This window comes from Cytobacillus sp. FSL R7-0680, from assembly GCF_038009245.1.
GTDB lineage: Bacteria > Bacillota > Bacilli > Bacillales > Cytobacillaceae > Cytobacillus > Cytobacillus kochii.
In genome coordinates this window covers 3284940-3297483 of sequence record NZ_JBBPAO010000001.1, presented here as the reverse complement: position 1 = coordinate 3297483, position 12544 = coordinate 3284940, and the positions used below count along the sequence as shown (strand labels likewise).

The following is a 12544-nucleotide window of genomic DNA, read 5'->3' as shown; positions in this document are numbered from 1 at the left end:
GCGCACATTGATATGTGCGTGCTTTTGCTCGTTCATAACAACAATAGCAGGAATAAACAAAGCGTGTCTTGAAAGTTAGACTAATCAATAGTAAGGGTGAATATAAATGAGAAGATTAAAAGAGATTTATAGATATATGTTATTTCGGCTGTTTGGGAGAAAGTCTAGAAAAGTAGGATGGGCATTATTTGCTCCATTAAAGATATTCCCTGAATATATAGTTGATACGGAAAATGGCCAAGTGACTGGGTTAGTCATGTATGATGAGAAGGTTTACTTGACCGTTGTTGTAGATGTTCTGAACGAAAAAACTTCCGTAAAAGGAAGCCTTAGAAGAATCCATAAATTTACGAAACCTTTTAAAAAGCACAACTATATAGAAATGATTGAAGAAGAAGCTAAATTTTTGCTTGAAGATAAATGCCCAAATGAGTAATCTCCTCAGGAGGTCTAGAGTAAAGCGGGAGAGTGGAAATAATTGTATAATAAGATAATGGAATATAATCGATAGGAACCTGGAAGGATGGAGGTAATAAGATGAGCATTTAAATAGAATATAGTAACACAGCTTTAATATTGACCTATCAGGTCTTACGACGATTACCTCTTTTAGGAAAACAATCAAAATTCCTTACCATGTGATTGAAGAAGTGCAGACTGGAAGTTTCAAGTTCCCCTTAACAGCAATTAAAAGAACAGGTATTACTACAGTCGGTCATAAAGCAGTGCTTTTCATTATTAATAAAAAGAAATATTTTATCCTATTAAAACGAAGAACAAGTAGTACTCCTCGTTTTAATACTTTGAATTTGATAGGTGAGTGATTGAAAAAGGTGATCCAAAACAACTAGAGAAAAGCTTCGTGATGCGCTGTGGTCATATGAATAAATAAAAGTACTGTTTATTAAAGTAACAATCTATCAACTTAGAGAATGGGCAATGATAGATCTAAAGGTAGGAGAATGAATTTGAATAGGATTATACTTGCCATAGTATTTTTTGCTTTTCTCTTTGGATATGAACCTATACAACTTATTTTTGAAGATGTATTTGCATTGATGTACCCATTTTTAATCTTACTAGGCCTTATCACATTAATCATTATCCTAGGGGTGTTTATAAAATAGGTCTGAAGATATTATTATATCTCTATAATAGTATACGGTGCTTTAATATGTAACAGCTAGGATATAAGTATTCTAGTTAAGGATTGATCCGGATGATTAGGAGTGTGAAACATTTTGATTAATATCCTTATATGAAAAAAATAGAGGAATAGAGCAAAAGACACTCGACTCCCTCAGGGAAATAGAGGGGAATTTGAGACCCCACAGGTATTGCAGAGAAGGCTCAAGCGTTCCCTCCCCGTGGAAAGCGAATGTCTGTAGTGAAATGGAACGGACTTTTTTACAATTGATTTTTTATAGATTACAATTTGTTTTTGTTCGTTTTGAAGTTAGGTCATTTAGTTTTGCTCCACCCTGTTTTTATCCATTCAGTTCGGGTTTTTGTATGGCCGGTTTTATATATTTACATAGTAATTTCCTCGAGATAGGGCCAACGATTAATAACTGTGAAGGAAGGGCAACAATAATATTTAAGGCTAATGTCTTTAGATAAGCGGTAAAAATAGAACCTTCAATCCCTGTTGTTATCAAGGTCAAGATGATTCCGTATGCTGACATGATGGCAACCATTATAGGAACCATACAAAAAGCAAAAACAATAATAAAGTTGAATTCTTTTGATTGGTCATAAGGTAGAGACCTTGCAAGTTTGTGTGCGACTGGCTCAACGAAAGACTCTGCGATAAAAGCAACAATAAAAGTTATTGCAAATTGAATCAATGCACTACCTAAGCTATACGATGAAAAGCCGTGTAAAGCTGAGTTGTAAACGGACATGATTAAAACCATCCCAAAACACATGAATAGGCCAAAAATAAGGCCTTCTTTTTTATTACTAGGCAAATGAAAAACAACCTTTCTTTTAAGAGAATAAATGTAATTATATCGGTTCAAATTTTTCTTCATAAGTGACATATTTGTGAATTTTACTAAGAGATTTCATTTCCTTATATATCTTTTGGGGGTTTTTAAAGGTTATGAAATTAGTTTTGCTAGTTTAAAAATAAAACATATAAGTTTAACTAATAGGGCTCTCGTTAAAACCGTTCTTTTGAGGGCATTTTTCATTTGTCCATAGAAGGAGAGAAAATTGAAGTTGAGAAATTGTTTAATAAATAGCGATGGAAGCTTTCCATTACGAATTTGCTTTTTAACTAAATATTTAAAATTTATAAATAACTACTATATTGAATGTTGAGGAATATGTTATGGTAAAGTTACACAATGAAAAAATATTGCGAAATGAGAGGATGACCATTAAAAAGACTAAATATTGGACAGTTGGAGACTTATCAAAACTAACGGGGCTTACGTTTCGAACTTTACGATATTATGATCAAATTAGTTTATTATCTCCATCTGAATATTCCGAATCTGGACATAGGTTATATGATGAGGAAGACATTTTAATTTTATTTCAAATTCTTACTCTGAAAGATTTGGGGTTATCACTCGAAGAGATTAAATCTACTTTGAAAGATGAAGATTACACACCTAAGAAAGTCATTAACCTTCATATAGAGCGGTTGAAAATTGCGATAAAAAATCAGGAAGGTCTTTTAAAAGAATTACAAAATTTATCTTCTCTTATGCAACTAGAACAACATATAACGTTTGATGATTTAGCCCAGGTCTTAATGATGAAAAAGAATGCAACCCCTACCCAGAGAAGAAGTAAAGCATTAACCTTTAAAGAAATCACATAGTATGATATTTGTTAGGAAGAAGGAGCCCATTTTTCAACATATGTATTATTACTTTGATATTTGCATGGCTTGAATCATAGGTTCAAAAAAGTAAGTAAAAAGCCCGATTACCCTCAAAAAACTGGTAAACGGACTTTTGTTTTATAAAGTGATGGAAAATCATTTCTAATTATGACGATGCGTGTTTTTTCGATTCTTTTGGAAAAATTGTGTAGGAAAAAGAAATTAATCCATCAATAACTAAAATAATTGTCCAAATCCTACTTAAGTTATTTGTTGCTGAATGATCAAAAGGGAACGCAGCGTTACTTGATGCAAACCATTGTTGAAAGAAGTCCCCTATAGAACTAATCGTGGAGAATTGGTTTGATAATCCAAGAAAAAGGGCTAAAAGAATATGCACACCTAAAAATATGAGAAGATGCATAAAAAAGTGTTTTCTTTCTACAGCAGCAAATTCCTTTCCATCCAACTCTTTTACTTGATCTTCTATATTAATTGTTTCGCCTCTCCAGTTTGCTACTTTTTTCTGTATAAATCGATCAAGCTTTCTGAAATCTGATTTCCCATAGGTAAATGCGTATACAATCACAATTAATATAACAACCTGGTAGCTTGTAAATTCACCAGTTCTCATATAATCCATAAAGCCCATTGTGGCAATCCATAGGTCGTTCACTATAAAAATGCCGAAGAAAAGAAAACTGAGCTTATTTAACTTGAACCAATATCTTAAAATGAGAAAAGATAGTATTGAAATCCAGAAAATAACTTCAGCAGCAATAAAAAACTCCCATTTATGGTCTAAAATAAAATCCATTTGGTAAACCCTCCTAATTTTCTGTTAGCATTTCTATCCATTTCATGTCAGCTTCAAGATGCAGTATCTTACCATCAATTAAATAATGAATGGCCTCATTTTCTTCAGAAAATACGTGACTATTTCTTAGTTGTTGTAATTGAAAGATGTTTTTAATGATGAGTTCCTTATGTTGTTTAATCATCTCGCCAAGATTTTTAAATGATAGTTGTTTTGCACAAAGTAATTTAAAGTAAAACTCATCTTGAAGGAGGGAGCTTTCAACCGGTAGCAATAGCCATTTTTGAAGCTCAGCTTTCCCCTTTGGTGTAATGCGATAAATTTTCAGTTCTGACTCTTTTTCTTGTGCTTCTTGTACAAATTCATCTCTAATTAATCGATCAATCGTTGTATATATTTGTCCAGCGTTTAAATCCCACTGTTTATAAACCATAGATTCGAAAGAGACTTTTAAATCATAACGATGGCGAGGAGACTGGGATAAAAGCGTCAATATGGCATGCTTTACTGACATATAAATTCCTCTTTCCTCTTTTTAATAATATGAATGGGTAGTTGTAAAAATTCTACCCATCTAATCTTGTTTAAGTGATTTTGATATCGTTATTTTATTGACTGTATATGAAGGTAATACTGAAGCTGCTATGCTGACAATTAAGCCACAAATGATAGAAATAAGTATTGTCTCTAATGGTACAATAAATTCTATCAGTATATCCTCTGAGGTTTTGGCGTTTAAATAGATTGTGGCAATTCCAAGAAATATGCCAATCAAAATACCGTTTAACCCAATAATAAGCCCTTCACTTATGATGGTTTTATAGATTTGCCATCTTGTAAAAGCAATAGCTCTCATCACGCCAATTTCCCTAACTCGGTCCATTACATTCATTGTTAATGTGTTTAATATACCAATTCCCGTTATGATGATAGCAATCATTAATAATCCACTGAAGAGTGATTTTACGCCTGGAAGGGCACGCTCTTGTTTAGATATTTCTTCATTTAAAGTCTGTACAGAGCTTAAATCAAAAGGAAAAGTGTTAAGAAGTTCATTTTTTACAGAGCTTTCATCTGTATGTTCATCTAAGACTATTAATCCCTTAGAAGGAGAAACATTTGGATGCAGTTGGTTGATATTCTCTTCTGAAATAAACGCAGTATAGCCACCATATTGTGTTGTATTAACTTTCCCAACAACTCTTAAGCTGTTTTCTTTTCCATTTTGATAAATAGTCATAGTATCGCCTATTTTTCCGCCCCACTCACGAAACGCATATTCTCCTAGTAAAATGGTATCTTTTTCTTCAAGTGCATCCAATATTTGCTTTTGCTCAGATTCATGAGCGTAAAATAAAGGATTATTACTATACCAATCATTCTTCACTTCTATCATTGTAAATTGGCGATTCTCATCGCCTATGGTCCAAGTGGCTGGGCTTTCGCTATAAGCCATAACATCTTTTACACCATCCATCTGACTAATCTGTTCTAGTTTTTCATTAGAGATCGGAGTCTCGCTGCTAAACTGAATATTACCACCAAAGGAACGGATGACATCTCGGCTTATGTTTTGTTCTAAAGAAGTAAAGATAGATGAAACGAGTAAGCCAAGACAAATAGCAATTGCAAGAATTAATGACATATTTGAAGAACGATTTAATGTAAGCAATGTGCTCTTTCCGGCAATACTTCCCTCGTATCCCAAAAATGAAGTTTTAGAAAAGAGAATCGTCAAAGCCTTCATCATTATAGGATATAGAAGTATAACAGCTACTAAAAGAAAAACGATGGATATGGCATGAGGAATAAACACACCTAATAATACAATACACCCAATGATCGTTCGCTTTTTTTGACCGCTGACCTTTTCAGTAGGTATGGACTTTAAACTACTAATTACATCTACTTTGCTAGCATAAGTAACTGGAATTAAAGATGCGAGCATAGGTATGATAATACCTAATAAAATGGAAAGGGGAAGTGCATACATGAATTGCATTTTGACTTCAATGTTTGTTTGGAAAGAACCGAATAACCCATCTTGGAGCAAGTTTGCTAGCATAAACCCTGCTGGAATGCCAAGAATAAGTCCAATAATTACGAGATATAAGACTTCCATAAGAAATAGGATTTTGACTTGATTAGGTGTATAGCCGACAGTCTTCATGATGGCTATTTCATTCTTTCGTTCCGATACACTAACATAAAGGGTGTTGTATAAAATGAAAGCCCCAATAAGCATGGCGAGTCCACCAATGGCATAAAGCATGAAATACAACTCTTCTAATTGATTGGTTTGTCTTTCATCTAAAACGACCTTTTGAAATATGAGTTCTTCATTTTGTAAGCTGTCCTTTATTGCTGTTATACTGCTTATTTGTTCCACATTCTCTTTAAACTTTATTCTTATTTCACCAATTTGGTTTGGTGCATTATACAATTCTTGAATATTATCTAAAGTTGTAAGAGCTCGCCAATTCTTATTACTTGCCTCATTCCAGCTTGCTGGACCTTCCAACAAAGCTGTATCAGCTACAATTGCTGATATGGCTACATCTTTATTACCTTTAGGAAGTTGTATATTCAATATTTCTCCTGCGCGTAGATTCCACAATTCGGCGGTAGTCTCTGATATAATAATGCCCTTTTGATCGAGGTTACCAGCAATGACATCTAATGATAATAACTCGTTATCAAAGGAAGAAAGCCCGGTTAATCTCAGATTGCTTTCAGCGGAATGATGTGCACTATCTAAATTAATTTTTGTTTGTCTATGGACTAGCCCTGTTATGCTACTAATATCTGAGTTTGTTTCAACTTCATCCAATATTTCTTCTGAAAAAGTATTGGATGTTGAATGGATAGTATAATCAGCGTTCCCTGTGAACTCCTTTAGTTGCTCCGTTGTAAGATATTTTGCCGTTTCGACAGTGCTGATAACTGCGAACATCGTGGTAATCCCAATGAGAATGGCCAATAAAGTAAAGAAGGAACGTGATTTTTTACGAATTAAGTTTCGTAATGATGCTAGCCATAGCATTTTGATCCCCGCCTTCTGCTTGCTTAATATCCGATTCAATCATTCCGTCTTTTAACAAAATAATACGATTCGCAAAGCTTGCTGCATACATATCATGAGTAACCATGATAATCGTGAGTTTCTGGTCTTGGTGAAGAGAAGAGAGTAGTCTTAATATTTCTGTTCCCATTTTTCTGTCAAGATTGCCAGTCGGTTCGTCTGCGAGTACTAATTTTGGTTCCATTGATAATGCTCTTGCTATGGAAACACGTTGTTGTTGACCACCACTTAATTGCGAAGGATAATTTTTTTCTTTGCCTTCCAGTTTTGTGGATTGGATGAGATTAGTAACAGTTGTTTGAATACTTGCTTTTGGCAAACGATCGGCGTGCATAGGAAAAGCAATATTTTCTTCAACTGTCATGTTAGGTAGAAGCTGATAATTCTGAAATACAAATCCAATATTCTTTCTGCGGAAAAGTGTTCTTTCCTTTTCTGACATGTCTTGAAGTTTTGCATGATTAACTTGGATGTTTCCAATATCCGCTTGGTCAAGGCCACCAAGAAGGTTCAATAGCGTACTTTTTCCTGAACCTGAGGGTCCCATAATTGCAATAAATTCCCCTTCATTTATTGTTAAATCAATGCCCTTTAATACTTCGTATGATTCCTTTCCAATTTCATAAGTTTTCTTTATACCTTCTATTTGAATCATATAAAGCCTCCTATTCAGTATATACTCAGTATATATATTGTATACTCAGTATATACCACTAATATATACTGAGTATACACTAAATGCCAATTTTTAATAAAAATAGTTCAATCTCCCTGTTAAAACATTTCACTAAAAGAATGAATCATACTTATAAAAGAAGGGGGAGACAGGCTGTGATGTACAAAGCGACAATATATAACTAGAAAGAGTGTAAGTATTTAAAAATAATGAATCGGTATGATAGTTTCTTAAACAAACATCCTTTGAAATGATGGTATGAATTAATTTAGGGTCAGTATAAAAACCAACACCTAAATGTTTTAGTATGGATTCCTTTTGTGTCCAGCAGTGGATGAAAGCTCGTTCGCCATCTGATTCTATTTTCTTCAACTGGTCCAATTCTGTATTGGTCATGAATAGCTTAGCAGTATCATTCATATCTAGTTGGTAAGGTTTGAGTTCCTCGATATCAATTCCAACTGAATGGCTTAAACTAATTGCAATACTGGCCCAATTATTTGAGTGGCTTATATTAAAAGTATAAGGATGTTTATGCTTGTTAGATATGTACGGTTTGCCGTATTTAGAGTATTGGATATGGATTGAAGCAGGAGGAGTATGCAAATAATACCCGAGCAGATTTCTAAGTGCATATCTACAGGTTAAATAGCGATGCCTTTCCGTCTTATGTATAAATTGATTGGCTTTAGTGATTTCGACTGCTGAAAGTATACTGTATTGTTCCGTGTATGTTTTACTCAGGTCAATTAACCATATGGCACATTCCCCGTCGATGATGTGATGCATCTTCTCTTTAAAAACAACCATTTTCCCACCTTCTCGTTTTTTTATTTTACATTCTCATACTAATAACTTACTAAAATATGGCTATAACGCAATAGAATCAATTTAATTTTGCGTAAAATACGGATTTTTGAAACCCTTTAGACTATTAAACTTTAGGAGAAATAGTACAAGAAAAGGAGCCGTGATATGGGAAATGAGATGCATATATTTATAAAAATGTTAGTAGTTTTTATCCTAATATTGATTGCCTCCAGAAGTGTTGGAAGGCTATGCACTTATGTCGGACAACCACGTGTATTAGGGGAAATGTTAGCAGGGGTAATATTAGGACCAACATTATTTGGAGCAGTATTTCCGGGCCTGTATGCAAATTTGTTTGATGCTGATATTAAAAATATCCTGTACATGTTTAGTCATTTAGGACTGGCACTTTATATGTTTCTAGTTGGAATAGAGGTTAATTTTAAAAAGTATGATAAAAAGTTTTATCGAAACTCAGCAAAATTATCGCTATCAGGTTTTTTGGTACCCTTTGTAGCAGGAATCGCTTTGGCTTTTATTTTGAAGGATGCTTTCTTTCAAGGAGATAATTTCCTCCATTTTGCATTGTTTATTGCCATTGCAGTTTCCATGACAGCTTTTCCTATGTTGGCACGTATTCTCCAAGAAAAAAACATGATGAAGACAAAAATAGGTGGGATTACACTTTTATCTGCGAGTGTGATAGATGTCTTAGGTTGGTTGTCGCTAGCTGCAGTTATTGCTTTAGTAGAGACAAATTCCCTCAAAGGTGGAGGAGTGACATTTCTCGGAACTATAATCTTTGTCATTGTTTTATTTAAAGTATGTAAACCATTACTAGAGAGAATATTTGTAAGCGTAGTAGAAACAGGAAAGATGCATCAGGGGCTTTTAGCGCTGATACTTGTCCTCGTTTTAAGTGCAGCAGCATTTACTGATTATATAGGGGTGTATTCAGTATTTGGTGGTTTTATGATGGGGCTCATTATGCCTAAGAATAAAGTGTTTGAACAGCAGGTTCGCTCAAAATTAGAAGACATTGTAGTGGTCTTCCTTGTCCCCATTTTCTTTACGTACTCTGGGATCAACACGCAATTTACTACACTGAACGTCTCGCTGCTCATCATGTTTTTAATCATTCTTATTTTTTCATCTATCAGTAAATATGCTAGCTGTTTGATTACTATGAGGGCAGCTGGATTTGGATGGAGGGAGTCATCAGGGGTAGGTTCATTAATGAATGCCAGAGGATTAATGGAATTAATCGTACTTAATGTTGGCTTAACATATAACATTATTTCTCAAGACTTATTTAGTTTAATGGTTTGGATGGCAATTATCACGACTGCGATGGCGTTACCTGCTTATCATTTTTCGGAAAAATTCAAATTCAAGAAGGCGCTACCTTCAAATACTATCACAATAAAATAAAAGGAGAGATTTATATATGGAAGTAAAAATGGACAATCATATCTATGATGTATTAATTATTGGTGGAGGACCTGGTGGAATACAAACGGCACTTACTTATTCAGAGATATGCAGAGAAAATGGGACAGAACCTAATATGGTCGTTCTAGAGGCTTTTAACAGAGCTGGATATAGCTTCACAAAATATCCCGTCCACGAAAAACTTATTAGTAATAATAAATTGTATACTGGTAAACCATTTAAAAGCCGATATGCAGAAAGGTTCGATTGGAATAGCTTAATTACAAAAGAGAAGAATATATTAATGAGAAATTATAGCCAGGATTTTTATCCAAATAGGAAAGCAATTGTTGATATGTTAAATGACCTTATTGACGAATGTAATATCCCGATTAGTTATGATACTCAGTGGATTCAAACGAATAAAACAGAACAAGGGTTATTTGAGGTCATTACTACTAAAGGAACTTTTACAAGCAAAGCAGTTGTTGTAGCAACAGGTCTAAAACCTGTTATCCCAAAAATAGAGGGCATAGAGCATATAACTATGTATGAAAATATGAAAACAAAAGAATCATACAGAGACAAGCGTGTTCTTATCTTAGGGAAAGGCAATAGTGGACTTGAATGTGCGCAGGAGATATTAAATGAAGCGAATGTGATTATGGTAGCAAGCCCTTCCTCAGCAAAAATGGCTTACAAAACCCACTATGTTGGAAATATCCGAGCGGTTAATTCGATTTTTGCAGAAAACTATCAACTTAAACATCAAGCAGCACTACTTGATTGCCATATAAAGAGTATAGAGAAAGTAGCAACAGGATTTAATGTAACCGTTGAATATATTCATGCAGAAGGTGAAGTTGAAACACTTTTTTTCAATGAAGTAATTGCAGCAACAGGCTTTAAGTCAAATATAGATCAACTGATAAAGGATTTTAACATCCAGTTGATGCATAAAAAATTCCCATCGATCAATGGGGTATTTGAATCGACAGAAGTATCTAATTTGTATTTTGCGGGGGCACAAACACATGGTCTGGATTATAGAGGATATTCTACAAGTGGATTTATTCACGGGTTCCGTTATAACTCTCGAATCCTTGCAAACCATCTAGCTGAAAAATTTAATATCAGTAAAATGGAAAAGTCATTAGTACAAGATCCATCCAAGAGGATATTAGATGAGTTGAATGAATCGCCAGAATTATGGCTTCAGCCTGGATATGTGGGCTATCAATTAAAATTTGATGGGCAGCATTGGTATGAGAATGGTCATCGGACAATCAATGAATTTAAAGATTCAACATTGAACACTAATGAATTAACCTTCTTTATTTCGCTGGAATATGGGGACATTAGGAAATTTGAAGAAACATTTAGTATTCCAAGAGTACCAGGGGATGCTACACAAAGTGTGCATATTCATCCAGTTATTAGAGTGAAACAAGGTGACGAAATAATTAAATATGACTTGGAAGAACATTTGGAATCAAAATTTGATGCTGATCTTTATGTTCCAGTAATAAAAGAGATAGTGACAAATGCAGTGGAAAAAGAGTCGTCATTATCCTACTAGACTATTGATTTTTTTTACAAGTTTAAAAATCTATTTTTGCAGTAATTAGGGAGGATAAAAATTGAAACAAAAAGCAGTTGTAACCGGAATGGGCGTTGTAACTCCTATTGGAATTGGGGTAGAGCAATTTTGGGCAAATTTAATTCGTGGTAAAAGTGGGGTAGAGCCCATTTCTAATTTTGATACCGAGCATTTTACTACTAAGTTTGCAGCACAAATCAAAGATTACCAAGCCGAAGACTATTTTAATAGTAAGGAAATTAAACGTATGGATGCATATACTCAATATGCATTAATTGCGACAAAAGAGGCACTCAAACAATCGCGTTTGCCCTTACAAAATATTGACCCCTATCGGATAGGTGTAATCGTTGGTTCGGGTTCTGGTGGGCTCAAGACAGTATTAGAAAATGATAAAAGGCTGATTGAACGAGGGGCTAAAAGGGTCAGCCCCTATCTTGTTTCATCTATGGTAGTAGATGCAGCCTCTAGTGAAATCACTTTATTAACTGGGGCTAAAGGGAAGAGTGGAGCCTTTGTTACTGCTTGTGCCACGGGTACAAATTGTATAGGTGAAGGTTTAAGAGCAATCCAGTGGGGTGAAGCGGATGTAATGATTGTTGGCGGAGCAGAAGGAGATTTGACCCCATTAGATCTTGCGGGATTTTCTAATATTAAAGCGTTATCAACTAGAAATGACGACCCACAAGGTGCAAGTAGACCATTTGATAAAGATAGGGATGGATTTGTACTAGGAAGTGGTGGGGGAGTTCTTATTCTTGAGTCTGAAGATTTTGCAAGAAACAGAGGGGCTACTATTCTTGCTGAAATCGCTGGATATGGCTCTACTTCAGATGCCTATCATCAGACTGCTCCTGACCCAAATGCTGAGGGAATGATGATGTCAATGAAGAAAGCTATTGAGGATGCTGGCGTAGAACTCTCTGAAATTGATTATATCAATGCTCATGGTACGAGTACAAAATACAATGATTATTATGAAACCATGGCCATTAAAAAACTGTGGGGAGAAGCAGCAACAAATATTCCTATAAGTGCAACAAAATCAATGACAGGCCATTTATTGGGGGGAGCAGGAGCGGTTGAACTAGTAGCAAGTATCTGCTCTATAAGGGAAAATCTTATACATCCTACAATCAATTGTGATCATATTGATCCTGAATTAAATCTTAACTTTGTCCCACATGAGGCATTAGCGAAACAGGTAAAAGTGGCTTTGAGTAACTCATTTGGGTTTGGTGGTCATAACGCAAGTTTAGTAGCGAAAGAATGGAATGAGTAAAGGGAGGGTG

At 34.7% G+C, this 12544-nt stretch carries 11 protein-coding genes; 5 read left to right on the top strand and 6 right to left on the bottom strand.

Features of this window, described 5'->3' with window-relative positions; genetic code table 11:
• Nucleotides 1-106: 106 nt before the first annotated feature.
• The gene (locus MKY26_RS16405) at nt 107-436 is read left to right on the top strand and encodes a hypothetical protein (protein ID WP_095371499.1); all 330 of its coding nucleotides are present in this window, start codon (nt 107-109) and stop codon (nt 434-436) included.
• A gap of 1051 nt (nt 437-1487) precedes the next feature.
• Here MKY26_RS16405 and MKY26_RS16400 read toward each other — a convergent pair.
• The gene (locus MKY26_RS16400) at nt 1488-1928 is read right to left on the bottom strand and encodes a DUF2798 domain-containing protein (protein WP_307316600.1); all 441 of its coding nucleotides are present in this window, start codon (nt 1926-1928) and stop codon (nt 1488-1490) included.
• 407 nt (nt 1929-2335) lie between these two features.
• Here MKY26_RS16400 and MKY26_RS16395 point away from each other — a divergent pair, with 407 nt between their 5' ends.
• Nucleotides 2336-2833 (top strand): MerR family transcriptional regulator, encoded by a 498-nt coding sequence (locus MKY26_RS16395; RefSeq protein ID WP_233435182.1) that lies wholly within the window; start codon nt 2336-2338, stop codon nt 2831-2833.
• 169 nt (nt 2834-3002) lie between these two features.
• On the opposite strand, the gene MKY26_RS16390 is transcribed toward MKY26_RS16395, so the two are convergent.
• The 5 genes from MKY26_RS16390 to MKY26_RS16370 form a co-directional block, all read right to left on the bottom strand.
• On the bottom strand, nt 3003-3653 hold the full coding sequence (locus tag MKY26_RS16390) for a hypothetical protein (RefSeq protein ID WP_095371501.1): 651 nt from the start codon (nt 3651-3653) through the stop codon (nt 3003-3005).
• Nucleotides 3654-3666: 13 nt separating this feature from the next.
• Nucleotides 3667-4167 (bottom strand): PadR family transcriptional regulator, encoded by a 501-nt coding sequence (locus MKY26_RS16385; protein WP_095371502.1) that lies wholly within the window; start codon nt 4165-4167, stop codon nt 3667-3669.
• Nucleotides 4168-4227: 60 nt separating this feature from the next.
• Nucleotides 4228-6696 carry an ABC transporter permease gene (locus tag MKY26_RS16380; protein ID WP_341098157.1) on the bottom strand — a complete coding sequence of 823 codons (2469 nt, stop codon included), beginning with the start codon at nt 6694-6696 and terminating at the stop codon, nt 4228-4230.
• Entirely contained in the window at nt 6659-7390 is a 732-nt protein-coding gene (locus MKY26_RS16375) for an ABC transporter ATP-binding protein (RefSeq protein ID WP_095371504.1), read from the bottom strand. The genes MKY26_RS16380 and MKY26_RS16375 overlap by 38 nt, the downstream gene beginning before the upstream one ends.
• A 132-nt stretch (nt 7391-7522) precedes the next feature.
• Nucleotides 7523-8221 (bottom strand): 4'-phosphopantetheinyl transferase family protein, encoded by a 699-nt coding sequence (locus tag MKY26_RS16370; protein WP_341098156.1) that lies wholly within the window; start codon nt 8219-8221, stop codon nt 7523-7525.
• A 165-nt stretch (nt 8222-8386) separates the two neighbouring features.
• Between MKY26_RS16370 and MKY26_RS16365 the strand changes: the two genes are divergently transcribed.
• The 3 genes from MKY26_RS16365 to fabF all read left to right on the top strand — a co-directional run bounded on the left by MKY26_RS16365 (nt 8387) and on the right by fabF (nt 12534).
• Nucleotides 8387-9652 carry a cation:proton antiporter gene (locus MKY26_RS16365; RefSeq protein ID WP_095371506.1) on the top strand — a complete coding sequence of 422 codons (1266 nt, stop codon included), beginning with the start codon at nt 8387-8389 and terminating at the stop codon, nt 9650-9652.
• A 16-nt stretch (nt 9653-9668) separates the two neighbouring features.
• Nucleotides 9669-11231 carry an NAD(P)-binding domain-containing protein gene (locus tag MKY26_RS16360; RefSeq protein ID WP_341098153.1) on the top strand — a complete coding sequence of 521 codons (1563 nt, stop codon included), beginning with the start codon at nt 9669-9671 and terminating at the stop codon, nt 11229-11231.
• A gap of 61 nt (nt 11232-11292) precedes the next feature.
• Nucleotides 11293-12534: a beta-ketoacyl-ACP synthase II gene (gene fabF / locus MKY26_RS16355; protein ID WP_307316500.1), complete on the top strand. Its 1242-nt coding sequence runs from the start codon at nt 11293-11295 to the stop codon at nt 12532-12534.
• Nucleotides 12535-12544: the final 10 nt, after the last annotated feature.